20 protein-coding genes and 2 pseudogenes are annotated in these 26,135 nt (G+C 69.6%); 5 read left to right on the forward strand and 17 right to left on the reverse strand.

Features of this window, described 5'->3' with window-relative positions:
- The first annotated feature begins 52 nt into the window (after positions 1 to 52).
- Complete coding sequence (locus tag FDZ84_RS31445) at positions 53 to 1,222, forward strand: NADH:flavin oxidoreductase/NADH oxidase (RefSeq protein WP_168590485.1); 1,170 nt, start codon at positions 53 to 55, stop codon at positions 1,220 to 1,222.
- A gap of 80 nt (positions 1,223 to 1,302) precedes the next feature.
- Here the strand turns inward: FDZ84_RS31445 and FDZ84_RS31450 are convergent, their stop codons facing one another.
- Positions 1,303 to 2,835, reverse strand: coding sequence for a Curculin domain-containing protein (mannose-binding) lectin (locus FDZ84_RS31450; protein ID WP_168588821.1), 1,533 nt, complete (start codon positions 2,833 to 2,835; stop codon positions 1,303 to 1,305).
- Positions 2,836 to 2,995: 160 nt separating this feature from the next.
- Here FDZ84_RS31450 and FDZ84_RS31455 point away from each other — a divergent pair.
- Positions 2,996 to 3,911: pseudogene (locus FDZ84_RS31455) on the forward strand (aminoglycoside phosphotransferase family protein).
- Between the two features lie 57 nt (positions 3,912 to 3,968).
- Here FDZ84_RS31455 and FDZ84_RS31460 read toward each other — a convergent pair.
- From FDZ84_RS31460 to FDZ84_RS38230, 3 genes are all read right to left on the reverse strand, one after another.
- Positions 3,969 to 4,514, reverse strand: coding sequence for a DUF1697 domain-containing protein (locus FDZ84_RS31460; protein WP_168588822.1), 546 nt, complete (start codon positions 4,512 to 4,514; stop codon positions 3,969 to 3,971).
- A gap of 377 nt (positions 4,515 to 4,891) precedes the next feature.
- Positions 4,892 to 5,353, reverse strand: coding sequence for an STAS domain-containing protein (locus tag FDZ84_RS31465; protein ID WP_168588823.1), 462 nt, complete (start codon positions 5,351 to 5,353; stop codon positions 4,892 to 4,894).
- 337 nt (positions 5,354 to 5,690) lie between these two features.
- Positions 5,691 to 6,011: a transketolase C-terminal domain-containing protein gene (locus FDZ84_RS38230; protein WP_371812714.1), complete on the reverse strand. Its 321-nt coding sequence runs from the start codon at positions 6,009 to 6,011 to the stop codon at positions 5,691 to 5,693.
- A 414-nt stretch (positions 6,012 to 6,425) separates the two neighbouring features.
- Here FDZ84_RS38230 and FDZ84_RS31480 point away from each other — a divergent pair, with 414 nt between their 5' ends.
- Positions 6,426 to 7,313: a nitroreductase/quinone reductase family protein gene (locus FDZ84_RS31480; protein WP_168588824.1), complete on the forward strand. Its 888-nt coding sequence runs from the start codon at positions 6,426 to 6,428 to the stop codon at positions 7,311 to 7,313.
- Between the two features lie 46 nt (positions 7,314 to 7,359).
- On the opposite strand, the gene FDZ84_RS31485 is transcribed toward FDZ84_RS31480, so the two are convergent.
- The 7 genes and pseudogenes from FDZ84_RS31485 to FDZ84_RS31515 all read right to left on the reverse strand — a co-directional run bounded on the left by FDZ84_RS31485 (position 7,360) and on the right by FDZ84_RS31515 (position 17,596).
- Entirely contained in the window at positions 7,360 to 9,747 is a 2,388-nt protein-coding gene (locus FDZ84_RS31485) for an ATP-dependent Clp protease ATP-binding subunit (RefSeq protein WP_371812715.1), read from the reverse strand.
- Positions 9,748 to 9,858: 111 nt separating this feature from the next.
- Positions 9,859 to 10,101 carry a hypothetical protein gene (locus tag FDZ84_RS31490; RefSeq protein WP_246868568.1) on the reverse strand — a complete coding sequence of 81 codons (243 nt, stop codon included), beginning with the start codon at positions 10,099 to 10,101 and terminating at the stop codon, positions 9,859 to 9,861.
- A 147-nt stretch (positions 10,102 to 10,248) separates the two neighbouring features.
- The gene (locus FDZ84_RS31495) at positions 10,249 to 13,860 is read right to left on the reverse strand and encodes a DUF4132 domain-containing protein (protein WP_210435244.1); all 3,612 of its coding nucleotides are present in this window, start codon (positions 13,858 to 13,860) and stop codon (positions 10,249 to 10,251) included.
- 188 nt (positions 13,861 to 14,048) lie between these two features.
- A pseudogene (locus FDZ84_RS31500) lies at positions 14,049 to 14,244 on the reverse strand (Tn3 family transposase); the annotation flags it as partial.
- 163 nt (positions 14,245 to 14,407) lie between these two features.
- Positions 14,408 to 14,683 (reverse strand): hypothetical protein, encoded by a 276-nt coding sequence (locus FDZ84_RS31505; RefSeq protein WP_246868569.1) that lies wholly within the window; start codon positions 14,681 to 14,683, stop codon positions 14,408 to 14,410.
- A gap of 397 nt (positions 14,684 to 15,080) precedes the next feature.
- Complete coding sequence (locus FDZ84_RS31510) at positions 15,081 to 15,734, reverse strand: phosphoribosyltransferase (RefSeq protein WP_168588826.1); 654 nt, start codon at positions 15,732 to 15,734, stop codon at positions 15,081 to 15,083.
- 104 nt (positions 15,735 to 15,838) lie between these two features.
- Complete coding sequence (locus FDZ84_RS31515; protein ID WP_168588827.1) at positions 15,839 to 17,596, reverse strand: ABC-ATPase domain-containing protein; 1,758 nt, start codon at positions 17,594 to 17,596, stop codon at positions 15,839 to 15,841.
- A 375-nt stretch (positions 17,597 to 17,971) separates the two neighbouring features.
- Here FDZ84_RS31515 and FDZ84_RS31520 point away from each other — a divergent pair, with 375 nt between their 5' ends.
- Positions 17,972 to 18,745 carry a lysozyme gene (locus FDZ84_RS31520; protein ID WP_168590488.1) on the forward strand — a complete coding sequence of 258 codons (774 nt, stop codon included), beginning with the start codon at positions 17,972 to 17,974 and terminating at the stop codon, positions 18,743 to 18,745.
- Between the two features lie 68 nt (positions 18,746 to 18,813).
- Here FDZ84_RS31520 and FDZ84_RS31525 read toward each other — a convergent pair whose 3' ends face one another.
- Both FDZ84_RS31525 and FDZ84_RS31530 read right to left on the reverse strand, forming a co-directional pair.
- Entirely contained in the window at positions 18,814 to 19,947 is a 1,134-nt protein-coding gene (locus FDZ84_RS31525; RefSeq protein ID WP_168588828.1) for an LCP family protein, read from the reverse strand.
- Between the two features lie 175 nt (positions 19,948 to 20,122).
- Positions 20,123 to 21,379, reverse strand: a complete 1,257-nt coding sequence (locus tag FDZ84_RS31530; protein ID WP_168588829.1) for an aspartate aminotransferase family protein — start codon at positions 21,377 to 21,379, stop codon at positions 20,123 to 20,125.
- Positions 21,380 to 21,495: 116 nt separating this feature from the next.
- On the opposite strand from FDZ84_RS31530, the gene FDZ84_RS31535 reads away from it, so the two are divergent.
- Complete coding sequence (locus FDZ84_RS31535) at positions 21,496 to 22,977, forward strand: NAD-dependent succinate-semialdehyde dehydrogenase (protein WP_168588830.1); 1,482 nt, start codon at positions 21,496 to 21,498, stop codon at positions 22,975 to 22,977.
- 63 nt (positions 22,978 to 23,040) lie between these two features.
- Here FDZ84_RS31535 and FDZ84_RS31540 read toward each other — a convergent pair whose 3' ends face one another.
- From FDZ84_RS31540 to FDZ84_RS31555, 4 genes are all read right to left on the reverse strand, one after another.
- Positions 23,041 to 23,733 (reverse strand): GntR family transcriptional regulator, encoded by a 693-nt coding sequence (locus tag FDZ84_RS31540; RefSeq protein ID WP_246868570.1) that lies wholly within the window; start codon positions 23,731 to 23,733, stop codon positions 23,041 to 23,043.
- 14 nt (positions 23,734 to 23,747) lie between these two features.
- Complete coding sequence (locus FDZ84_RS31545) at positions 23,748 to 24,497, reverse strand: maleate cis-trans isomerase (RefSeq protein ID WP_168588832.1); 750 nt, start codon at positions 24,495 to 24,497, stop codon at positions 23,748 to 23,750.
- Positions 24,498 to 24,635: 138 nt separating this feature from the next.
- Positions 24,636 to 25,394, reverse strand: a complete 759-nt coding sequence (locus FDZ84_RS31550) for an Asp/Glu racemase (protein WP_168588833.1) — start codon at positions 25,392 to 25,394, stop codon at positions 24,636 to 24,638.
- Between the two features lie 4 nt (positions 25,395 to 25,398).
- Positions 25,399 to 25,893: a DUF3830 family protein gene (locus FDZ84_RS31555; RefSeq protein ID WP_029535028.1), complete on the reverse strand. Its 495-nt coding sequence runs from the start codon at positions 25,891 to 25,893 to the stop codon at positions 25,399 to 25,401.
- Between the last annotated feature and the right edge of the window lie 242 nt (positions 25,894 to 26,135).

The following is a 26,135-nucleotide window of genomic DNA, read 5'->3' on the forward strand; positions in this document are numbered from 1 at the left end:
ACGCTTTCCTCGGCCGAGTCTCAACTGTCGTGATGGAGTCCCCTTGAGTGTGATGGATGGTCGATCGTTGCTCTTCAGCCCGTTCACACTGCGCGGCGTGACGTTCCCGAATCGGATAGTCATCGCCCCGATGCAGATGTACAAGACAGGTCCCGACGGCCTGGCGACCGACTGGCATTTCCAGCACCTGGCAAAGTACGCGATCGGCGGCGCGGGAACCGTCATGACGGAGGGGCTCATCGTCGATCCCATCGGGCGGAACACTTACGGAGACTGCGGCATCTGGTCCGACGACCACGTCCCGCCGTTGCGGCGGATCGCCGACTTCCTGCACCAGCAAGGGACGGTGGCCGCAGCGCAGCTGCACCATGCGGGTCCGAAGTCTGCGCGCCAGCGCCCATGGGAGGGGCTCGGCCCGTTGGGCGAAGCGGAAGCGGCACGGGGCGAGCCGCCGTGGCAGCCGGTAAGCTCGAGCGATAGCCGCACCATCGAAGGCTGGCACCAGCCGCGGGCCATGACGGTCGCCGAGATCAGGGAGCTGGTGACCAAGTACGCGGACGCCGCCCAGCGGGTCGACGCCGCCGGCTTCGACGTGCTGGACATCCACGCGGCGCACGGGTACCTCATCCACTCCTTCCTCTCCCCCGTGGCGAACCACAGGACTGACGAATACGGCGGTGACCGCGACGGGCGGATGCGGCTGGCGCTTGAGATCGCCGAAGCCGTACGGTCGGTGTGGCCGACCGAGAAGCCGATCTTCTTCCGGATCTCCTGCGTGGACTGGCGGAGCGACCTCGACGACAGGAACGACGGCTGGAGCATCGACGACAGCTGCGTCCTCGCACGCGAGTTGCACAGCCGCGGGATCGACCTGATCGACTGCTCGTCCGGCGGCATCCGAGCGGAGAACTCGCTGCTGGATTTCGCGAAGAAGAGGAAGAAGATGCGACGCGGCCACCAGGTGCCGTATGCGGAGACGATCAGGAACGCGACCGGTATCCCGACGATGGCGGTCGGCGTCATCCTCGACGGTCCGCAGGCCGAGGCCATCCTGGAAGCCGACCAGTCCGACCTGGTCGCCATCGGCCGCGAGGCGCTCACCGATCCGCACTGGGCCGTGCACGCGGCGCAGGCGCTCGGTGTCGACCCTGGGTGGGGGATGTGGCCGCCGTCTTACGGGTGGTGGTTGCATCTGCGCGAGCGCACCGGCGTCGCTGACTGAGCTCACCGAGCGAGCTCAGTCAGCGAGCTCAGATCGCACCGCCTATCCGCGGTTCAAGCGGGTGGTGTCGGTCCGTGAACTTAGTCCGCGGTGGAGGTTCGGAGCACTCCGTCGGGGTCGGCGGAGCGGCTGAAGTCTTCCCAGCCCATGTTGGCGATCGAGAGTTGGATTTCAACGTCCAGCAGGGCATGCGGAGTGGCGCGGAAGGATCGCGGCTGGTTGCGTTCTGGGTCGATCTCCACGACGAGGACGGGATGCTCTGGGGAGGCGAGTGTGACCGCATCCACGGCTAGGAGCCGCTCGTGCTTGGTGTGTGACAGCAGGGTGGCGAGCTCTTCGCCCGTCCAGCCTTCGAACTCGGGTATGGCAACCAGAGTGGTGTCGAGGACGACGTCGTCATCCCAGTATTCGCGGGGCGTGGTGAGGTCGCGCCAGGCGGTGTCCCAGGCGTGGTCGTCAGAGAAGTCGGTGCGCACGATCGGGGTGGCGTCTGCATTGAGCAGTGTCTTCAGGGCGGCGGGTGTGACCGTGCGTGGGGAGGCGGTCATGACTTCGTCGCCATGGTCGATCACGTGCTGGCCTTCGCGCCACAACACGGTGCCGTCAAAGGCACAGAGCCGGACTTCGCCGCCAGGTACCACGATGAGGTGGTCTCCCGGACCGGCCAGTTGTTCGACAACGCTGCCGTCGTCGGCCCGGACCTGAAGGAATCCTTCGTTGTCGAGGGTCAGGCTGGCGTCTGCGGCGCGGGAGTTGGGCGCATACCACAGTTGTATTCCGTCGGCGCGGATCAGTCTCGTTCCTTCACCGTTGCCTTCACCGGCTCGGTGGTACAGGACGGTGCCACCGTCGGCGGAGGTCAGGGATTGGTTGCGGAGTGTCTGTCCGCGTCGGAGGACGGCGCCGCGCGGCGGGCTGTGCCCGGCTGCTGTGCAGGGTGCGTGGTGGTGAATCCGCCAGACGGCTGTTCCTGCGGCGTCCAGAAGGGCAAGGCTGCCGTCGTCGCGGACGGCGAGCCGCTCCACGCCCGCATCGGCGGTGTCTGACTGCCAGACCGGCGCGCCGCACGAGGTGCGCAGTACAAGGTCGCCACGCAGGGTCAGGTCGACCCAACTGTCGTCGAGCCAGCTCGTGTCGGTCGCCCAAACCGGGGTGTGGGTGGCGTTGCAGTAGAGCACCAGGTTTCCGTCGTCGTGGTGAAGCAGCGTGTGCGAGCCGGATGGGGAGGTCAGGGACTGAAGACGTAGACGCGACCCCAAGCCCATGGCAGGTCCGCCGTAGTCGTATGACACAGCCGGTGGGGGCGCCACGGTCGTGCTGGCCGAGCTCTCGCGCCACAGCATGTTCCCGGCCTCGTCGACCAAGCAGAGATGAAGGGCCGTGCCCTGTTTCGTCGGAACTCGCTGCCAGGTCAGCACCGTGTTGTCCTGCTCCAGCCACCGTGCCAGCGGTGGACTGAGGAAGAAATGCCCCCACGAGGTGCTGACACGAAGCGAACCATCCGGTTCACGTATGACAGTGTCGGTCTCCACGCCCTTGGAGCGGTTGCGGTACAGGTAGCGTTTGACAGTGATCTCGGCGGCCGGCGCGAAGCCCTTGAACGCCGGCTGCATATTCGATGATTCCTGCACGGTCCCTCTCATCAACTACGACAACCGGCGACGGGTCCCCGCCGACACACGGTGAGACGACCATAGTCACCTTCCAATCACGCCTCGCCGCATCCAGCGACAACTGGTCAGACAGACCCACGCAGATGCCCGGGAGGGCACGATGTCTCCTGCTGTGGTGGTTCCGGCCGAGTTGGCGGCCACCCCATCGCAAGTTCTTCGGTGCTTCCCCGTGGATCGATGAGCTTCCCGAACTGGCCGAGAAGCAGCTGGCGGCGTGGCGGCTGTGCCCAGATGGCGCCGCCCGGCACGGCATGGTGGCGCTGGTGCTGCCCGTCGTGCGCGACGACGGTAGCGCTGCGGTGCTGAAGTTGCAGCCGGTCACCACCGACACCGCCGGGGAGCCGGTGGGGTTGCGGGTGTGGGACGGGCGGGGTGCGGTGCGGTTGCTGGAGCACGACCCGGTCTCGGGCAGCATGCTGTTGGAGCGGCTCGCGACGCGTTCTTTGTCCAGTGTGGACGATGATGTGGCGGCGGCGCGGGTCCTGGCCGGGCTGCTCGCACGGTTGAGCTCGGTGCCCGCTCCTGCTGGGCTGCGGAAACTGTCCGATGTGGCAGCCGGGATGCTCACCGGCGTTCCGGGCGCGTGCGCGCGGCTGGCCGATCCGGCGCAGCGACGGCTGCTGGAGCATTGTGCGGGCGTGGTCGCGGAGTTGCGCGGCGAGGCGGGTGACCGGCTGCTGCACTGGGATCTGCATTACGACAACGTGCTGGCGGGGCAGCGGGAACCGTGGTTGGCCATCGATCCGCAGCCGCTGGCCGGTGACCCCGGTTTCGAGCTGATGCCGGCGTTGCACAACCGCTGGGACGAGGTGGTGGCCTCTGGTGATGTGGCAGGGGCGGTGCGGCGCCGGTTCGAGGCGATGGTAGAGGTGCTGGGCCTGGACCGGCAGCGCTCGCCGGGCTGGACTCTGGGGCGGGTGCTGCAGAACTGCCTGTGGGACGTCGCAGACGGCGATGCCGGGCTGAGCGAGGTACAGGTCGCCGTGGCGGAGGCCCTGATCGCGTGGGGGCCGTGAGCGGGTCAGCGCCGGTTCACCGGGCCGGTGGCCTAGGGCAGGCCGCCGAGAGCTTGGTCATGATCGTTGCTGGGCGAGGTCGGCCAGTGCGGTGACGGTCTTCCAGTTGCGGGCGGTGATGGCGACCCCGAGCCGCTTTTCCAGGTAGGCGGCGGTGGTTTTGGAGCGGCCCGCCCCGGCCGGGTAGTGCAGGTACAGCTGCCGCCCGGTCAGCTGGAGTTCTTCGGGCGAGCCTTCAGGCACGCTCAACTGCGCGGCGCGGTCGGCGTCGGGTTCGGTGGCCAGGAATGCCACATGCAGTCTGGCGTGGTCGCTTTGCCGGTCCTGGAACGGGTGGTGCGCAGCGATGCCGGTGATCTCGGTGCCGGTGCGCACCATGACCGGGGTGTCCACGCCTAGTTCGTCGGCCAGCCGTTTGCCCAGGTCCGCGGCCAGTGCCTCGGGGTCGTCGTGTTCGGAGGTGAAGATTACGTTGCCGCTTTGCAGGTAGGTTGCCACGTCGCCGTGTCCTGCGGCGACGACGAGGGCGCGCAGGTCGGCCATGGCGAGGCGGCCGTGGCTACCGAGGTTGACCGCGCGCAGCAGCGCGACGTACGTGCTCATGGCGGAAATCCTGCCATCCTCCGGCGGAGCGCGGTGCCCCGCTCCCGGTCCTGGGAGCGCAGCAGGCCAGGGCCTGCCCTACGCGGGGCTGACCCCGCTGACCCTGGCCACCGTGCGGGTTCGCCAGCAACGCCGACACCGCGCGCCGCCTGGCCGCGCCGCTGATCGTCGGTGAGTTCGGGCTGGACGCCACCAAGCCGGGCGCTGGACTACGTCGACGACGTGCTCGCCGAAGCCGACCATGCGAGCGCGAGCTGATGGTACTGATCCAACGACCCGAGCAGCTGGAGACCGTACGCCGCCGACGGCGGGTGGGCGTCGCCTACCGATTCACCTCGCCCACGGCACCGACAGCTGAGCAGGGCGGAGCCCGGGTGTCACAAGCGCGCTTCGGCGACGGCTTGGGCGGCGGATTCCCGGCACACGAACCGTTCGCGCAGCCGGGTGATCGTCAACAGCCGCAACATCGCTCCGTGACCGGGGACCACGAACAGCTTGGTGCTGCGGTGGTCGGCGCGGCGCTGGGTATGCAGCAGTAGTTCGATGGCGGCGCTGCTGGCGAAGGACACCTCCGAGAGGTCCAGGACGATGGCCTGCAGGGCCGCGGCGGTCAGGCGCTGGCGGATCAGCTCGGTGAGTCTGGGCACCGTGGCCAGGTCTATCTCGCCACCGATGCGGACCACCACCACACCCGAAGCGGGCCATTCCACGGCCAGCCGCAGCGCGGAAGCGCAGGTCGCGTGCGCGGCGACGGGATCCTCGGCGGTGTGTGGCGCGACGATCGCGTGGCCGCCGCGAGCCCACGCGGCCGGTGGCATGCCGGATCTGGAGACGATCACGCTACCTCCCCTGGTTGCGTATCGACGGTTCGGTTGGCCACGGGCCCGGGAACTCGCCGCTGCGCTCAACGCAAGAGGTACGCCGTGGCGGCTGCTCAACCGCACCTACCACCGTAGGAGCCACCGGCCGAGCCAACAAGGCTCGCCACGTTCGTGTGGTATTTGGTCTCGATCAGGTGGCAGTGAGGTGGTGGCGCGCCGGGATCTGCCTAGTTGGGCGACGATCCACCGTCCCTCAACGGGGCGTGTTGTCGCGCAGAGTGACAGCACTGTGGAGGTGGCAAAACCCGGGAACAACAGCACCCCAGCCACCTCAGACCCGGCCTCCTCGGCGACCTCACCGCTGGCCAACTGCTCCCCGAGCCAGGGCCACCCCCAACGCGTCGCTGAACGGCACCGGGGTGTGCGGGGCGGTGACCATCTCCACCGGGGCCCGCAGCGACGCGAAACCCGCCCCCGCCACCAGCGCCGAGATGCCAGTGGTCATGCAGCACCGCGGCGTAGCCTCATCCACGACCACCAGCCGCACCCCAGTAGCGGCCAACCGCTCCGCCGACACCTGCCCGGCCCCGGTCACCCGAGCCCGGAACCGACGCAAGCAGTCCAGATCCCGCCGCGCCCGCGAAACCTCCTCGCCCCGGGTAGGCCTGCTGAACACCCTCGAAATGCCCGTAGCAGTGGGTCAACTTCACCTCGATCAACGTCGGCCCACCACCCTCCCGGGCCCGCGCGACCGCCTCCCCCGCGGCCTCGTGCACCCACAGCCGACAAACATCACCCGATCGGCGTGCCCCTGCCGGTGCTCGGCGAACGCATGGTTGAATACCGGCGTGCCGCGTGGCGCCGATTAGAGAGCAGTGGGCAGATCGACAACCGGGCGAGCACCTTCACCAAGGGGATCACGCCATGAACAGGCACTCCGCACCCCGCGCCTGACCCATACCAATTCCGCGCGCAGCCCCTGTCTCCCGCAGCACCCGGCACCCTCCCGCCAGCAGCTGCCCCCTGCTCGATCGAGCTCCAGACCACGGGATCCCGCGCGCCCCAACACTCCTGGAGACACCAGCACAACATGTCCTTCAACCACACCATCATCGAAGAATTCCGCACCAGCGCGGGCAAAGTCGGCGGCCCCTTCGCAGGCAACGACCTCCTCCTGCTCACCACCACCGGCGCGAAAACCCAACGCCCGCACACCGTCCCACTCGGCTACGTCCGCAACGGCGACCAGCTGCTGATCACCGGCTCCAACCTCGGCGCACCCCACCACCCCGGCTGGTACCACAACCTCCTCGCCCACCCGCTGGTCCAGGTCGAAATCGGCACCGAAACCTTCGAAGCCATCGCCGTCCCCGCCGAAGGACCCCACCGCGACCAACTCTTCGAACACATCACCCGTACAGCACCCGGCTACGCCGACTACCAAACCCGCACCAACCGAACCCTGCCCGTGATCGCACTCCAACGCACCGAAAACCCCGCAGACGCCACACGCGAGATCACCAACCTCGCCGACAAACTCCTGCAGGTCCACGCCTGGCTACGCGCCCAACTCCAGCACGTCCGCACCGAAGCCCACACCCACATCACTGCCCGAACCAGCAGCGACCACCAACCACCTAGCCTCGGCATGCAGATCCGCCAGCACTGCCTGGCCTTTTGCGAATTCCTGACCTTCCACCACACCAGCGAAGACGACCACATCTTCCCCGCCCTCGCCCACCACCACCCGCACCTGCGCGACGCCCTCGACCGCCTCCGCACCGAACACCGCACCGTCGCGCATATCAAAGACGAAATCCTCGCCCTGCTGGCCGACATCACCAACGCCGACCCCCACCAGTTCCGCACCGAACTCGACCGCCTCGCCCGAGAACTACACGCACACCTCGACTACGAAGAGCGAACCCTCATCCCCGCCCTGACCGAAATCCCCTGGCCCCCAACACCAGCGACCTGACCAGGAAACACTTTCCCGGCCACCCCGCCGGTTGACCGGGAAAGCCTCACCCGAACACGCCGTGCCGCGCAACCGGCTGCGAACGCTCCACCGCACCCTCCACCGGCGCCGCATGCCGCCCACCCGACACCGGCTCCCACACCGACGTCACCACCAACGACAACTCACCATCCACCACATCCACCGACACCTGATCACCCGCCGACACCGCGCCCCCCAACACCATCGACGCCAACCGGTTGTCCAACTCCCGCGCGATCACCCGACGCAACGGCCGCGCCCCGAACTCCGGCTGATACCCCCGGTCCACCAACCAATCCAGACCGGCATCCCCCACGACCAACCGAATCCCCTTGGCCGCCAACTGCGCCCCCGTGCGCTCCAACAACAACAAAGCGATCCGCCGCAACTGCTCCGCCCCCAACGGCCGGAACACCACCACATCATCGATCCGGTTGATGAACTCCGGCCGGAAGAACGCCCGCAACTCCTCCAGCACCACCAACGCCGACTCCCCAGCATCCGCCCCCGCATCCAGCACCCGATCAGCCCCGATGTTCGAGGTCATGATCACCACCACGTTGCGGAAATCCACCAACCTGCCCTGCGAATCCGTCAACCGCCCCGCATCCAACACCTGCAACAACGTGTTGAACACATCCGGATGCGCCTTCTCCACCTCATCCAGCAACACCACCGAATACGGCTGCCGCCGCACCCGATCAGTCAACTGCCCCGCCTCGCCATAACCCACATACCCAGGCGGCGCACCCACCAGCCGGGACACCGTGTGCTTCTCCTGGAACTCCCCCATGTCCAACCGCAACAACCGCTGCACATCCCCGAACAACGCATGCGCCAACGCCCGCGCCAACTCCGTCTTGCCCACTCCAGTGGGCCCCAGGAACAAGAAACTCCCGATCGGCCGATCCGGATCCGCCAACCCTGCCCGCGCCCGACGCACCGCCTCCGCCACCGACGCCGCCGCCGCATCCTGACCGACCACCCGCGACCGCAACTGCTGCTCCAACTCCAACAACCGCTGCACGTCCTGCGCACTCACATCCGCCACCGGAATCCCGGTCCACGACGCCACCACATCCGCCACGTCGTCAGCGACCACCGTCGGCTCGAACACCGCCGACTCCCGCACCTCACCACCACGCCGCAACCGCACCCGCGAACAAGCCTGATCCAGCAGATCCACCGCCTTGTCCGGCAAGAACCGATCCGCGATGTAACGCTGCGACAACTCCGCCGCCGCCGACAACGCCGAATCATCGATGCGCACCCGATGATGCCGCTGGTACTTCTCCCGCAACCCCTCCAACACCACCACCGCCTCGGCCACCGACGGCTCCGCTACCATGATCGGCGCGAACCGCCGCTCCAACGCCGGATCCTTCTCCACGTGCCGCCGGTACTCCTCCACGGTCGTCGCCCCGATCAACCGCACCTCACCCCGCGCCAACGCCGGCTTGAGCATCGTGCCCGCATCCATCGACCCCTCACCCGCACCGGCCCCCACGATGCTGTGAATCTCATCAACGAACACCAACACGCTCTCCCGATGCGCCCGGATCTCCGACAGCACATCCCGGAACCGCTGCTCGAACTCCCCCCGGTACTTCGCCCCGGCCACCATCCCCGCCAGATCCAGCGACACCACCCGCATGTCCGCCAACGACCACGGCACCGCACCCTCAACGATCCGCCGCGCCAAACCCTCCACGATCGCGGTCTTCCCAACCCCCGGATCCCCCACGAACACCGGGTTGTTCTTCGACCGCCGCCCCAACACCTCGATCGCCTGCTCGATCTCGGCATCCCGGCCCACCACCGGATCCAACTTCCCGGCCCGCGCCAACTCCGTCAGATCCAACCCGAACTCGTCCAACCGCGGCGTCACGCTCAACACCGACCGAGCCCCACCCCGATCACCCAACTCGATCGCCCGCGCCAACGCCCGCCCGGCCACCGAATCCGCATCCACGGCCAACCCCAACACCAGATGCCGCGCCCCCACCACATGGGCACCCTCACCCAACGCCTGCTGATACGCCCCCAGCAACGCCCGCCGAGCCGCCGACGACAACACCGGCCGCCCCACCACCCCCGAATCCTGCGCCACCACCGCCGACCGCACGGCAGCCGCCAACTCCTCCACCCGCACCCCGGAAGAAACCAGCAACTCCGCCGTCGCCGGCACCTGAGTCACCGCCCACAGCAGATGCGCACCGTCCAACTCCCGGCTGCCCCAGTCCACAGTTGCCCGAACCGCCCTCGACACCACCTCATGCGCCTGCGCATCCAGCAACGTGCCCAACGCCAAGCCGCGCTCCGACGCCGAAGCACCCCCCGACGCCCCCGAGAACACCTCGCTGAACAGCGAATCAAAGGCGGCAGAGGAATCACCGACACTGCCGCGAACCAAAGGGGCCACCTCCACAACACACGCAGGCCCCGCCTGCAAACCGAACTCCAACACCAGACCAGCGCGCAACACCACCCACTCAGCGGGACCGGCCCCCGACCACCAACCCCATCAGCAGCACCGCGCTGATCCCCACGACCACGCCACCGAGCGGTGCAACCCCGGATCACTGGCCGGACCCGCGAAGCACAACTCGATCACCGCAGCCGCGATGTTGGCACCAACATACTGAGACGTCCGGAACAGCCCCGCAGCTATCCCGGCATCACGCGCCGACGCCTGCCGGCACAACGCCGACTGGCTCCCGATGTTGTAGAACCCGTTCGGCACCCCCAGCACCGCCGCCACGGCCACCAACGCCACCACCCCGTGGTGCCGGGTCGCCGTAGTATCCGGGAAATTTCGGGCGCATATGGCCCGCTACGCCCGTGACCTGCCGTTTTGCGGTGTCACGCGCCCGCCGTGTCGTCCTCGACCTGTGCCGTGCGGTGTGGTGCGTCGTCACCGCGCCACCAGCTCCGTAAGGTCGGCGAGCAGCTCGGACGCGGTCACCGGGTCGAGTTCGGCGAAGGCGAGCCTGGACAGCTCCCCGGGCGGGTTCCACGCACTGGGCTGCTCCGACAGCCCTATGAATTCCAGCGTCTGCTCGGTGGAAACGTCGACAGCGCCGATCGTGAACCCCTCCGACGGACTGACGATGATCCAGCGGTCCTTCGCGACCCGCTTGGACAGCCAGCACTGCACACCCGCGAACATCGGCTCGTCGCGCTCCCAGCCGCGCCGTTGCAGGCCGAGCAGCTTGCCGGTCGGCACGGTGATGTTCTCGAACCGCTCCAACCGGTCGCCGGCCGCCTCGTCGTCGGTGAGCCGGTGCACGGCGCGGCCGAGCTGCGGGAAAGGCTGCAGGATCTCGTGGTCGGCGAACAGCTCCTCCCACTCCGTCAGCTCCTCGCCGAGATGGAGCGGGTGCGCCAGCCGCACCGAGGCGCCCTCCGGCAACGTGAACTCCTCGTCCCGTACGTCGGCGAAGGTGCGGTCCTCCGCCACACGGAACGCCGTCACCGCACCAGCGCCGCTGGTGGCCACGGTCCCGTACAAAGCCCTCTCCGAAACCCCGGCCGGGACGCACAGCCACACCAGCCGCCGCACCAGATGCCACAGCAGGGGATGGGAGACGAAGAGCTCGCGGAACTCACCGGTCGTCCAGCTGCGGCCCGCGACCATCGCGCCCTCCAGCCGACGCACCTGGTCCGCGGCCACCGTCCGCACGTCTTTCTTCAGCGCCAGGAACCGCTTGCGTTCCGCCAGCGCCAGCTCGGCGTCGTCGCGGGCACCCGGTTTGGGCAGGTCCTTGCGCCGCTTGCCGTCCTGGCCCAGGACATACGGCCGCAACTGCTCGTCGAAGCCCACGGTGAAGCGCCGGGGCCCGTAGTCGACGACGGTCGAGCCGTCCGCGTCCAGCCCGAAGTCCGGCACCAGCCGGTCGGCGAGTTCCTCGCCGGACAGCCCCAGATCGGCCGCCACCTGCTCGATCTTCTCCTTGGCGCGCGTCTTGAGCGCCTTGAATCTCACCCGCTGGGACACCCCGTGCAGATGCATCAAGGCCACGTCGCTGCCGATGGTGGCCAGCACGTCCAGGCCCTGCACGGCCCGCTGGTGCGCTCCCTCGCCGGGCCAGTTCCGCAGCACCGGCGCCAGCCGGCGCACCGTGTCGTCGTCGCCGACCCACCCCAGGGCATGCAGCGCCCAGCTCTCCTCGGGCGGCATCCCGGACAGCCGCCACTGCTCGAACAGCGACCAGGCGAAGGCGGCCAGCGACTCGGGATCGCACGACTCCTTCACCATCTCCACGCCCGTATAGACCGCGCCCGGCCGGGAGATCGCCAGCATCGTCAACAGATGGCGCACGGACTCCGACGGCAGCACCGAGGCCCGGTCGCGCAGCAGCACGCGCGGCAGCAACCGGGGGTCCGCCCAGGCCGCGGGCCGCGGCATCTTCGACGGCAGCGCCAGCTCCAGACCGTCGGCCGACAGCAGGTCACGGACAGCATCGACCGCCTTGGGGCCGTGACCGGCCACCGCGTCGAGAACCGCGTCCTTGCCGTGCGTGGCGGCAATGGCCCGCAGCGCGTGCTCGGCGCCGTGGCGGGCGGCGCCCGCCGGACCGGCCGCGTCGGGCACCAGCAGCACGGCAGCGTCCGCGCCGTGCCGGGCGAACCAGGCGCGGGCCGTGACCGCGGCGGACTTCAGCCGCACGAACCAGTCGGCCATCAGCCGCGCGACCTCCAGCTGCCGGTACGGCAGGAGCAGTTCCCCGGCCACGGCGGGCTCCCGCGCCGCGGCACGCAGCAGCGGCGGCAGCGCGTCCTTCTCCCACCGGGCGGCCACCGGCTTCAACTTCTCGACCGGCTGCCACATGTACTCGGGAGTCCACTGCGCCAGCAGCGGGCGGTACGCGTCCGGGCCGTCGGCGAACAGGTCGGCCAGCTGGTAGTTGTCGAGGTCGGTGAAGCGCTCCCGCAAGGTCGCCACGTCGGGATACGGCTCGTTACGGCGGCGTCGCGCCCGCCGCTCCGGCTCCTCGACGGCGCCCGCCCACGTCTCGCGCTCGCCGGGCTGCCACAGCACGTGGGTCTCCTCCCCGGCTACGAGTCCCTTGACGGTTCTCGGCTTCGGCGCCGTCCGCCCGCTGGTCCACGGCGGGCTCACCAGCAGCTCCGGCAGCGCGTCGGCGGAGGCGTCGGCGACGGCCGGGTGCAGCAGCCCCCGCACCACCCCGGCGGCCCGAGGCGGGAACTGTGCGAGCCGCGACTCCAGCAACTCACCGTGCGTGGCGACATGCGCGGTCAGCAACTGGCCCAGCAGGAAAGAGTTGCGGCCCGGGGCAGGCGCCGCCCGGCCTGCCAGCAGGCGGGCCGCGCGCACCGGATACCGGCGCACCGCCTCCAGCAACGCCGGACGTACCCGTTTGTCGTCCGCGTGGGACATCAGCAGCTCGAACGCCTCGTCCGTCGGCAACTCCGCCAGGACGCCTGCCTGTTCCTCCGCCGACCCAGCGTCGGAAAGCGTCCGGTGCCGCCAGATCTCCGCGATCAGCGCGGCGACGGCCGGGCCGACGCCCTCGGCGACGGTGGCCGCGGCGGAGAGCGTGCCGTCATAGGCGGGCACGCCGCCCGCGCGCAGCAGAGCCCGCAACTGCTCCTCGTCGTTCAGCGACTCGAACAGCATGGCGCGTACGACGCGGTTTTCCCGGCCGCTCTCCCCCGGGTCGGCGCAGCACTCCGCGACCCAGTCGGTTTCGCTCGGCACCAGGTACGACACCACGATGCGGCGCCGGGCACCACCGCGGTGCGCCGCCAGAGCCGCCACCACCTCGCGGTACTGGTCCTCGCAGTCCCTCGCCAGCAGCATCCGCACCCGGTCGGCGGCGCTCCGGCGCAACCACAGCCGTTGCCGCGGCGGCGAGTAGCCCTCGGGCAGGACGGCCAGCCTGGTGGTCCGGTCCTGGCCGCTCTCGTGGTCGAGCTCGAACAGCTCCACCGTGGCACGGGCCGCGAAGGCCGTTCCGTGCCGCAGATCCCAGGCGTCGACGACCTCTTCGTACAGCAGCTTCCCGCGGTCGGTGATCACGGCCAGGACCGCGGCGCCGACCGGATCCGCCGTCCCCTTCAGGTAGCGGCGTGCGGCGGCCGCGAGTTCGGGGTCGACGCCCGGGACGTCCCCGTCGAGAACCGTGCCGGTCCACTGCTCCGTCGCCGCCGCGAGCCGCCTGTCCCAGTGGTCGAGAGCCGCCCCGTGGGGGACGTGCGTGAACCGCTCGATGCCGCCCCAGCGCGGGCGGACCCTGTGCCGCCAGGCGACGGGCATCACGAAGGAGTCCTCGTCGGGTGCCGCCGCAGCATCTTTGGCATTTCCGGTGCCCCCGGCGTCCGGCGTGTGGCCGGCGCCCACGGGCGCGTACCCCTCGCGTTCCTTCTCTCGCACGGCCTCGGCTACGTACGCCTCCGCGGCCGTCGCCGAGCCGCAGTCCTCGACCCGCGTACGCCCCGGTGCACCGGCCTCTCCGTGACGGACCCTCACCATCGCGCCGTCCGCCCCAACCTCCCAGAACATGGTTGGGCTGTCTTCTCTCCCGTCAGCCAGCTCCCAGCGCCGCACGGCCGCCCCTTCTTCGGACCCACGCCGACCCCAGGTCAGCGCTCCTGTGATGAACCCGCCCGCGACAGGGGCGATCGACGGGCCTCACAGTAGATCCGGTCACTGACAACGGCCGCTGGCGGCCCTGCACCGGGGTCCAGCCAAGAGATCTTGCGCCGATACGCCGGGTCGGACAGATAGCGGGCCGCGTAGATCGTTCTCCGCAGCTAGGGCGGCCGCGAGCTGGTTCTGCCGGCCCGAGGCTGACAGTTTCCCGACCAACAGCGAGGCGGTCGCATGCCCGAACTTCAACGAACCCGCGAGACGGAGCAGGTCGTCATTGTGCGCCGCGATCAGGTCGACACAGCACCGCATCGAAGGCGATCGGGAGCATCATGGGCCGCGACAACCGCCCACGCCACCACATTCGTCGGCCGGGACGCGGGACAGATCAGCAGCAGTCACCCGGCCAGCCTATGTTGTTAGCGTAACTAACTTCAAAGGTCTGACCGGAAACCCGACCTCAGCTCGCGCGCTTCTGCGCCTTCTCGATCGCCTCAGCCAACCGGGCCAACTCTTTGCCGATGTGCGACAGCCGCTCCGCCATTACGCTGGCGTGCCCGGACAGCGGGCCGGCGTGCCCCGCCGCACGCAGCCACTCTGTCACCCCAGCGCAACCGACGGACATGCCGTCCGCGGTCAGCGAGAACCCGCGCATGACCTGCTCGATCTCCTCGACGGTGTGCGCCACCGCCGGGTCGCGCAGGCGATCACCCAGCGCCGACGCAGCCTCTCCCACCTGCCACGAGACCTCGGCCGAGTAACCCGACTCGCCGGAATCGGCGCTCCGTCTCGTACCCGACCGCCGAGGTGGCGTGTGCCTACCCGCCTGCGGCGGCGTGTTGTCGGAAGGTCCAGCGGCAGTCATAACGAACCAATCAACCCGAGACGGACACCCATCTCCACCCCGACGCGCGAGAAGCCCCCCGACCGGTGGCCCAAGTCCACCCGATTCCCAGTTCTCCCCAGCGCAGGAGTAGGTGAGGCGAGGCTATCGCGTCGTGGCTCGTATTGGTGAGGGTTGGTTTGTAGGATTGGTTTTGATCAACACTGAAATCACAAGAACATCAAAATATTGGTGGGTGCTGGAGGTACCCGCGAAGGCCGAGAACTCCAGCTCGGCAAGTTCCGCACGGTCAGTCGAAGTCGTGCAGGATCTCGTAGATCTCCTCGTCGGTGGTGGCGCTGAAGTTGCGGTACCACTGCCCCACCGCCGCGAAACCGGCCGGTTGCAGCACGCACACCACCACATCCGCCTCCGCGCGCAACGCGGTGACAGCGTCCGGCGCGCCCACCGGGACGGCCAGCACCACGTTCCGCGGGGACGACTCGCGCAGCATCCGCACCGCCGCGCGGGCCGTCGCCCCGGTGGCCAGTCCGTCGTCGACCAGCACCACGTCACGCCCGGCCAACGGCAGCGGCTCGCCGCGGTGGAACAACCGTTCCCGGCGCCGCGCCTCGGCCCGCTCCCGCTCACAGGCCGTCTGCAGGGTCCGTTCGTCGAGGTGGAACGAGCGCACCAGCTGCAGGTCGTAGCTCGCCGGCCCGTCCGCGGTCACCGCGCCGACCGCCAGCTCCGGCTGGCTCGGCGCGCCGATCTTGCGGGCAACGCAGACCCGCAACGGCGCCTTCAACATCCGGGCCACCTCGGCGGCCACCGGCACCCCTCCCCTGGCCAACCCGAGCACGACGGGGTCGACCAGCTCAAGCCCGGTCATCCGCTGGGCCAGGACCTGGCCGGCGTGCCGGCGGTCGGCGTAACCGGTGGTGGTTCGTTCCGGGAAACTCATGCGAGGCATCGCTCGCCTCCCGTCCGCCGCGCGTGCGCACGACAGCACATCGGGGAAACCACTCGCCTCGATGATGCCCGCCCGCAGCCGATGGGCAAACCTCCTCAGGTTCGGAAACCAGCGACCTGCAGCACCCGGAGCCGGTTCAGCGCGGCCGCCAGCTCGAAGCGTCGCGGCACGGCGAAGTCCCCCACGTAGTGCTCGTCGACAGCCGTGACACCGCGCTTGGCGACGTCCGCGGCGAAGGCGTCCAGCACCTCGGCGATGGTGCGGGTGCCGTCCAGCACCCCGCGCCGTGCGCAGCTGACCAGCGCCAGCCCGATCCCGGTGACCTGCGCGGGGTCGACCACCTGCTCCACCCCGCGTAGTTCCACAGTGGACTCTCCCAGGGTCAGCGCGTCCACCCCCCGGGCGCGGATCTTCGGGCGGTCGGTGGCGATCGAGCGCGGATCCACCACGCGGTGCCGAACCGGCGGGAAGGCCTGGGCCTCAGAGTGGCGACCGGTGGGCGCCGCGGCCAGCTGCTTGGCGCGTTCGGTGACGTCGCGGGCGTGGTAGGCGTCCAGCATCAGCACCTGGTCGGCGACGTCCATGTAGTCCCCGGAGCCGCCCATCACCAGCACCGTCGACACCTCGTGCGCGGCCCGCAGCGGCCGGATCAGGTCCACGAACGGCGTCAGCGGCTCGGACTCCTTGGCCACCAGGGCCTGCATCCGGGCGTCGCGGATCATCAGGTTCGTCGCCGCGGTGTCCTCGTCGACCAGCAGCACCTTCGCCCCGGCCTCCACCGCCTCCACGATCGCCGCAGCCTGGGAGGTGGAGCCGGAGGCGTTGTCGGTGGAGAAGTCTGCGGTGTCGGCGCCGCTGGGCAGGTGGCTGACGAACGGGCTGACGTCCACACGGTGCACCCGCCGCCCGTCCTCCGCGCGCACCTTGACGGTGTCCTCCCGGCACACCACCAGTTCCCGGCCGTCGCCGGGGATGTGGTCGTAGACGCCGAACTCCAGCGCCCGCAGCAGCGTGGACTTGCCGTGGAAACCGCCCCCGACGATCAGCGTGATCCCCTCGGGCACCCCCATGCCACGTACCCGGCCGCGGTTGGGCAGCTCCACCTCGACCCGCATCGACTCCGGGGAGGCGAACGGCACCCCGTCGGGCAGCGGCCGCTCGTCGACGCCACTGCGCCGGGGCAGCATCGAGCCGTCGGCGACGAAGGCCACCAGGCCCAACCGCGGCAGCATCCGGCGCAGCGCGTCGGTGTCCTCAATGGAGTCCACGAACTCCCGCAGCCGGCGCTGATCGGCGCTCGCCCAGCGAAGCGCCGCCTCCACCACGTCGGGCAGCTCGTCGCACAACGCCTGCTCCGCCTGCCTGCCATCGATCGTCCGGCCCCGCCCCGGCAGGTCGATGCCCAGCCGGAGCACCACCGCCCCGCCCGCGATCTGGCAGGCACTTCGGTCCAGCACCTGCTGCCGACCGGCGTCCACCCGCAACCGGCTGTCGCGGAGCCTGCGGTGCGCCGCTCGCACCAGGTAACCGGCCAGCGCGCGCGCCCGCACCGGCGTGGACCACAACTCCGCTGGGAAGCCCGCGACCACCGGATCCACCCGGACCTCGCAGCGGCTGGCCGGCGCGTACGGGTCCGGCTGCACCCGCTGGACCTCCAAGATGAACCCGCCGAATGACCAGCGGCCGCTCAACGACTTGTAGCGGCCGTAGCTGGCGCCGTGCATGGCGCGCAGTTCCTGCCGCAGCGCCTGCTCGCCGCCACGGTCGCCGCGTGGCCGGTCGTCACGCCCGCGATCGCTCGGCCGCCGATCCCTGTATCGCCCCGCTCCGGGACCGCCCGTTCGCTGTGCCATGCCCGAGACCTACCTGACCGGCCGCCGATTCTCCAATCGGGAGACGTAGGTCACTCCAGATCGTCCGCGAGGCTCGAGGCCGCTGACACCACAGTGGACGGCCGAGTGTCCACTCGGGGCAAAACCGGCGAAACGGCGCGTCGGAACCCGGCGCGCTCCCACATGCCGGGTTATCCTCCGAACGCGCAAGATCCAGAGCACCACCCGGTCCGACACCCCGAACGGCCGGTTCCACTCGACGACGCTGCCTGTGTTGGTGAGGAGGCGAGTGTAGTGCTTCGCAGATTCGGCGGTCCGGTCGACAGCAGTCACCGGCAAGGTCTGGGCCGCAGCGGTTCCCGCCGTCCACGTAGGACTTCCGCGCTGCTCGCGGCTGTGATCGCCGCGGCGGGCCTGGCCGGCGGCATCGCCCACGCCGACCCGGCGCCCACGGCCCCGCGGCTCAACCCCAACGACCCCAACGGGGCTTGGGCGGGCTACAGCGTCGAAGGCTCGCGCGACGCGCAGCCGCGCTACCGCCCCGCAGGCGCGGTGTCCGGAATGGACGTCAGCGGTCATCAGGGCGATGTCGACTGGCCGAAGGCCTGGGCCGACGGCGCCAGGTTCGCCTACGTCAAGGCCACCGAGGGCACCGAGTTCCGCAACGACCGCTTCGGACAGCAGTACGACGGCTCGCACGCCGTCGGCATGATCCGCGGCTCCTACCACTTCGGCCTGCCGGACCGCTCCAACGGAGCGGACCAGGCCAACTTCTTCGTCGACAACGGCGGGGCCTGGAGGCATGATGGGCGCACCCTGCCGGGGGCGCTGGACATCGAGTACAACCCCTACGGGGAGGCCTGCTACGGCCTGGACCCGGCCGCGATGTCGTGGTGGATCGCCGACTTCAGCAACACGTACCACGCCCGGACCGGGCGCTTCCCGATCATCTACACCACCACCAACTGGTGGAACCGCTGCACGGCGTCCAATCCGGACTTCGCGCCGAACAATCCGTTGTGGATAGCCCGCTACGCCCCCAATACGGGCCCGCTGCCGGCCGGCTGGGACTACCAGACGATCTGGCAGAACAGCGACAAGGGCTCGTTCCCTGGTGGGCAGGACGTCTTCAACGGCAGCAACAAGCAGCTCAAGCGATTCACCTCCTGAGACCGTCCCTCCCAACGGCGATGCGGGCCGCTCCGGAATCTTCCGGGGCGGCCCGCATCGTTCGCGATCTACTTCGCCACCAGGTCCGGCGGGATGGGCTGGTCATTGGCGATCGCCTCGAACATCCGCTTGGCGCCGTCGGAGTCCCAGATGATCACCGAGCCGCCGTCGGAGTCCTTGCCGAAGCGGCCGAACGGCGCGCTGGTGGTGACGCCCTGACCGCTGCTGATGTCGCCCATCGCCAGCGCCAGCGACGCCAGGTGCCACAGGTGGTCGCCGTCGTTGACCAGGAACGTCTTGCTGGCCCCGGAGGCCAGCGGGAACAGCCGGAACGGGTTGAGCAGCGTTGCCGGGCTGGTGGCCTTGTCGACCAGCGCGGCCAGCAGCTTGCGCTGGTTCTCCGCACGCTCCAGGTCACCGCCCTTGAGCGAGTAGCGGGCCCGCACGAAGCCCAGGGCCTGCGGCCCGTCGAGCTCCTGGCAACCGGCCTGCAGGTGCGCGTTGGCCATCTCGTCGTCCATCGGCTGGTCCAGGCAGATGTCCACGCCGCCGACGGCGTCGACCAGGTCCGAGAACCCGCCGAAACCGATCTCCGCGTAGTGGTCGATGTGCACGCCAGTTGCCTGTTCGACGGTCTGCGCCAGCAACTGGGGTCCACCGAAGGAGAACGCCGCGTTGAGCTTCGTCTTGCCGTGCCCCGGGATCGCGACGTAGGAGTCGCGGGGCAGGCTGATCAGCGCCGGCTGGCCGCCGCCGCTGGGGATATGCACCAGCATCACGGTGTCGGTGCGGCGTCCGGCGGCGTCACCGGCCGACAGTTGTTCCCGCTGCGCCTCGTCGAGGCCATCGCGGCTGTCGGAGCCGACCAGCAGCCAGTTGGTGCCCGCCGAGTCCGGGGCCTGCCCGCCGAAGCCCAGCGCGTCGGTACGCTGCAGCATGCTGTCGAAGTAGATCACCAACCCGGCCAGGAGCAGGACCAGCACGACCAGCGTGATGCCGATGCGCCGGCCCCACCGCTTCTTCTTGCGGCGTGGCGGCAGCGGCGGTGGCTCGTCCACCGGCCGCCGGGGGCCGCGGTACGGAGGCGGTGGTCGCCGTCCTGGCGGCGGCCCGTCTGGGGCCTCTCGGTAGTAGTCGTACCTCTCGCCGCCGCCTTGCGGTCTCCGGCTCCTCGGCGGTTGCCCCGCCGACCAGTCGCTCATGCGCACACCTGCGTCGGTTCGATCCGGCGCGCCCCGCACGCTCCGGGTTTGGCGTGAAGCATTCCAGACGGCTGTGCCGGAAGCACCCACCCCTACCGAACAGTGATCGACAACCACCCGTTTTGGCTGGTGGCGGGCGCGAGCGCAAGCTCACACCCGCCACCAGCCGAGGTCGTCAGGCGTTGACGGCGTCCCGCACCGCCTCCGCCCACAGCCCGACCGCGTCGTCGACCTGCTCTGCGGTGACGATCAGCGGCGGGATCATCCGCACCACGTTGCCGTGCGGGCCGCAGGTCAGCAGCAGCAGCCCGCGCTCGGCGGCGGCCTGGTGTGCCCGGGTGGCCGTCGCGGTGTCCGGCGTGCCATCGGGCGTGCTGAACTCGTTGCCGACCATCAGGCCCAGCCCGCGCACGTCGCCGATCACCGGGTGCTCGGCGGCGACCTTGCGCAGGCCCTCCTGTAGCCGGGCGCCCTGCTCGGCGGCGTTTTCGACGAGGTGCTCGTCGCGAACCACGTCGAGGGTGGCCAGCGCCGCCGCGGCGGCCACCGCGTTGCCTCCGTATGTGCCGCCCTGCGAGCCAGGCCATGCCTGGCTCATCAGGTCCTCCGGCGCGGCGATGGCCGACAGCGGGAAACCGCTGGCCAGCCCCTTGGCGGTGATCAGGATGTCGGGCCGGATCCCGGCGTGGTCGTGGCCCCAGAATCGGCCGGTTCGACCGACACCGGTCTGCACCTCGTCGACGATGAGCAGGATTCCGTGCCGGTCGGCGCGTTCCCGCAGGCCAGCGAGGAACGCCGGCGGTGCGGGGATGTAGCCGCCCTCGCCGAGCACCGGTTCGATGATGATCGCGGCGGTGTCACGCGGCGAGCTGACGGTGACCAGCAACTGGTCGAACTCGGCCAGCGCGTAGCGCACCGCCTCGGCCTCGCTGGTGCGGTGCCGGTAAGCCTCCGGGAACGGGGTGAACACCACGCCGGGCATCATCGGGCCGATCCCGGCCCGCACTTTGACCCCGGAGCTGGTCAGCGCGCCCGCGCCCATCGTGCGACCGTGGAAGCCACCCTGGAAGGCCACGATGTTCTGCCGCCCGGTGGCCTGGCGGGCCAGCCGCACCGCCGCCTCGACCGCTTCGCTGCCGGAGTTGACGTAGAACAGCCGGTCCAGGCCGGTCGGCAGTACCTCGCCGAGTCGTTCGGTCAGCCGCAGTAGCGGCCGGTGCATGACGGTCGTGTACTGGCCGTGGATGAGGGTACCCACCTGGCGCTGGGCCGCCTCGACCACGCGCGGGTGGCAGTGGCCCGTGCTGGTGACCCCGATCCCGGCGGTGAAATCCAGGTATCGGCGATCCTGCTCGTCGTAGAGGTAGACGCCTTCCCCGCGGGCGGCTAGGACCGGCGTGGCCTGCTTCAGCACCGGCGAGAGCTCAGCCATGATCGACTCCAAGCTTCGAAGCGTGCAAAATGTAGGATTGTTGACAATCTCCGCTGACATGCAACCATCACCGAGCGTCGCTGTCCACCACCGAGGCAGAAGGGTTCGCCGTTGCCATGACAACCTCAACCGAACAGCACCCCCGAGAGGCAGTCGTCGTCGACGCCGCGCCGAAGCAACTGCTCATCGGCGGCAAATGGCGCAACGCCGACGGGGACCGCAGCTACGAGGTCGAAGACCCCTCCACCGGCCGCGCGCTGTGCTCGGTCGCCGACGCCTCCCCGCACGACGGGCTGGCCGCGCTGGCGGCCGCGGCCGACGCCCAGCCCCAGTGGGCCAAGCACCCGCCGCGCGAGCGCGGCGAGATCCTGCGGCGCGGCTTCGATCTGATCATGCAGCGGCACGAGGACCTCGCGCTGCTGATGACGCTGGAGATGGGCAAACCGCTGGCCGAGTCGCGCGCCGAGGTCACCTACGCGGCTGAATTTTTCCGCTGGTTCTCCGAAGAAGCCGTGCGCATCGGCGGCGACTACGCGGTGGCGCCCAACGGCAGCGGCCGGTTCCTGGTGATGCGCCAGCCGGTCGGACCGGCGCTGCTGATCACCCCGTGGAACTTCCCGATGGCGATGGGCACCCGCAAGATCGGCCCGGCCATCGCCGCGGGCTGCACCTCGGTGATCAAGCCGGCGCACCAGACGCCGCTGTCGATGCTGGCTCTGGCCGAGATCCTCGTCGAAGCCGGGCTGCCGGACGGCGTCCTCAACGTGGTGACCTCGCGCCACGCCGGCGAGCTGATGGAACCGATGATCCGCGACGGCCGTGCCCGCAAGCTGTCGTTCACCGGTTCCACCGCGGTGGGCCGCAAGCTCATCGAGCAGTCCGCCGACCAGGTGCTCAAGGTGTCGCTGGAGCTGGGCGGCAACGCTCCGTTCATCGTGTTCGACGACGCCGACCTGGACGCCGCGGTCGACGGCGCGATGCTGGCCAAGATGCGCAACATCGGCGAGGCCTGCACGGCGGCCAACCGGTTCTACGTGCACGCCGACGTCGCCGCGGAGTTCTCCCGGCGGCTGGCCGAGCGGATGAGCGGCCTGCGGGTGGGCCGCGGCGTCACCGACGAGATCCAGGTGGGGCCGCTAATCGACGACGCCCAGCTGGGCAAGGTCACCGACCTGGTCGCCGACGCCGTGCGGCTCGGCGCGGAGGTCGTCACCGGCGGCGGCGCCCGCGACGGTGACGGGTACTTCTACCAGCCGACCGTGCTGACCAACGTGCCGCTGGAGGCCCGGATGGGGCGGGAGGAGATCTTCGGGCCGGTCGCCCCGATCACCACCTTCACCGACGAGCAGGCGGTCATCACCCAGGCCAACGACACCGAGTACGGCTTGGTCAGCTATCTCTACACCCGCGATCTGCAGCGTGGCCTGCGGGTGTCCGAGGCGCTGGAGAGCGGCATGGTCGGGCTCAACCAGGGGATCGTGTCCAACCCGGCGGCGCCGTTCGGCGGGGTGAAGCACTCCGGCCTCGGCCGCGAAGGCGGCAAGTTCGGCATCGACGAGTTCCTCGAGACGAAGTACGTCGCCGTCGGCGGCCTCTGAGAAGTTCGCACGAAGGGGGCGGGCTCCCTCCGCGGTGGAGGGAGCCCGCCCCCTTCTCTGGCATCAGCTCGCCATGGAGCCGTTGAGGCGGTCCAGGGCGTCGTTCATGTGCTCTGTCAGCCGCCCCAGCAGCAACTGCTCGTCGCCGGCCTCGATCGCGTCGACGAGGCCCTTGTGCTCATCGACCAGCGCCTGCACGTCCGCGTGGTACTTGTCCTGCAGAGCGGTCAGGCACATCCGCTTCTCCACCAGCAGCGTCTGCGCCATCCGCTGCAGCCGGGGGCTGCCCGACACCCGCACCAGCGTCTCGTGGAACTCCTGGTCGGCGTCGGCCAGCTCGATCGAATCGCCCTTCCCGGCTGCCGCTACCATCCGGCTCTGCGCGGCGGTCAGCTCCGCCACCGCCTCCACCCGGTGGTGTCGCACGATCTGCTCGCACGCGGCGCGCTCCACCGCCAGGCGGGCCAGGTAGATGTCGTGGACGTCCTCGGCGTCCAACGTCATCACGAACAGCCCGCGGTGCGGTTCGCTGCGCAGCAGCCCTTCGGCGACCAGCCTCTGCATGGCCTCCCGCAGCGGTCCGCGGCTGACGCCCAGCCGGGCGGCGAGCTCGGCTTCGCCAAGCTGATTACCAGGTGGCAGCGACCCGTACATGATCGCCGCCCGCAGCTGGTCGGCCACGATCGCCGCGGTCGACTTGCGCTGCACCGGCTCTAATTCACCCGGCTGCGGGTTCTGCTCGTCGGTCCCCAGCACCTGACACCATCTCCTCATTCCGGGGAGGCATTGCGCTCCCCTCCTGTTCCCTCGCGGAACAGCGTTCCCAATCCGTCGTGCACCGCGCGATCACCGGCTAGCCTCAGCGCTTCCCAGACGCTGACCTGGTTGGCCGTGAGCACCGGCTTGCCCAGCCGGTCCTCCAGGTCGCTCAGCCACGCCGCGGTGTGCAGCGCGGTGTCCGGCATCAGCAGCGCATCGGCCCGGTCGTCGTCGTTGGCCGCGGCGAAATCCAGCACCTCGCCGCGCTCGAGTGTGCCGACCTCGGCGGCGGTGATGATGCCCCGGCTGGACAACTGCACCACCTCCAGGCCGGCGGCCTGCAGGAACTCCACGAACTTCGCCGCCACGTCGTGCGGGTAGGTCGCGGCGACCGCCACCCGCCGCAGCCCCAGGCCCGCCGCGGCGTTCACGAACGCGAACGATGTGCTGGAGGTCGGCAGGCCAGTGACCGCCTGCAACTTCTCCACCTGCTCACGAGCACCCTGCCAGCCGAAGACGAAGCTGCCGCTGGTGCACGCCCAGATCACCGACTGCACGCGGTGCTCCAGCAACTGCCGGGCACCGTCGGCGAGCACCTCGTCCGAGCCGATGTCCAGCAGCGCGTCGACCCGGTGCGCGTCCTCGCGCATCAGGGTGTGCACCAACGGCAGGCGGATGCCGTCGCCGAGCAGTCGTTCGAGGGTGGGGTAGTCGTCTTCGGCGCTGTAGCCGGGGTAGAGAATTCCTGCGGTGTACGACACCGGGAGCTCCGTCCTTTCGTCGACATCGGTTTCCGACACCACCGCGGCGGTTCCGGACGCCAACACCGGACGACCGGTCGATTGTTGACAATGTTACCGCACGAGTCGCCACGGCTAACTCAGGTCTTGATGCGATCGTCACGCGGCCGGGGCGTCCACCAACTGCATCAACCGCTGTTCCGGGGCCATCGCCTGCAGGCCCATCTCGCGCAGCGCAGCCCAGATCGTGACCTGGTTGGCCGTCAACACCGGCTTGCCCAGCTCCTGCTCCAGCGGCCCGATGATGTCGTAGGTCGGCAGGTTGGTGCAGCTGATGAACATCGCCTCAGCCTCCGGCCGGTCCGCCGATCGGACGATGTCCACCACCTGCCGGTAGTTGACCTTCCAGATCTGCCCGAGCAGACCCAGGCCGACGCTCGTGACCACCTCGACCCCGTGCTCGTCGAGGAAGCCGTGCAACCGCTCGGTCACGCTCTCCACGTACGGCGTGGCGATCGAAATCCGGCCGATGCCCAGCATCTGCAGGGCCCGCACCAGCGCGCCGGAGGCGGTGACCGCGGCGGGCGCACCCGCCTGCAGCATCACCTCGACCAGCGCCCGCTCGCCGGTGGCCCCGTTGACGAAACTGCCGGAGGTGCACGCGTAAGCGACCACCTCCGGCTCCGGAACCAGCAGGTCGCGGGTCGCGCCGTGCACCGCCGCCTCGTCGCTGACCAGACTGGCCTGTTCGACGGTCACCGGCACCGGTACGAACGCCGTGCGCGTCAGGTACAGCGAGACGCCCGCTGGGGTCCACCGCCACAATTCGCGGTCCAGCGCCAGGTCGAACGGGGCGATCACTCCCATGCCGCGTTGCGGCTCCGGGCCCGATACCGCCCCGAGGAAGTCAGGCGGCATGCCGTCAACCCTGGTAACGGTCGTAGCGGAGGGTTTCGCCGACGCTGCCGGAGCGCCACACGTCGTTGCACGCCTCGGCCATCCGGTCCAACCCCTCGACGATGGTGGCGTAGACGTTGCCCGGCACCCAGCCCACGTCGCCGTTGAGCAACAAATTGTTGCGTCCGTAGAAGATCGCCAGGTCGATCACGCCAGGCAGTTCGTGGATGTTCTTCTCCTCCTTGAACTGGCGGTCGAGCATGCCGCCCGGGAATGAGAAGTACACGACGTCGCCGGGGATCGGAGTGACCGTCGGGTTCTCCTGACCTGGTTCCTCGGCCGCGAACCGAGGCACCATCGTGTAGATCTCGTTGCGCGCGTACTTGGCGTGGTGCACCGGCCCGACCTGGGGCAGCGCCTGCCACACGGCTTCGCAGGTGCGGGGGGCGTCCTTGTCGAGCAGTTCCGCCACACAGGACACACCGCGCTTTTCCAGGGCGATCGACAGGTACCTGGGCATCGTGATCTTCCGTTCGCAGGAGTGGGGACTGTTGACTCATCTCCTCCGGTCCCGGCCTCCACCCCGGCCCGGCCGGCGAGGTCGGGATTCGCCTCGTCGGCCGAGGGTACCCGTGGATTGTTGACAATCCTACGAACGCTTCTTAGCGTGTCAATGCCCCAAGCCGAACGCGTTTTCCCGTTCAGTGCGGGGGAAACAAACTCTTAACCGGCGCGCCCGACGATCACTGCTGCCCGGCCCCG

This window comes from Saccharopolyspora sp. ASAGF58 (assembly GCF_012277335.1).
Classification (GTDB): domain Bacteria; phylum Actinomycetota; class Actinomycetes; order Mycobacteriales; family Pseudonocardiaceae; genus Saccharopolyspora; species Saccharopolyspora hattusasensis.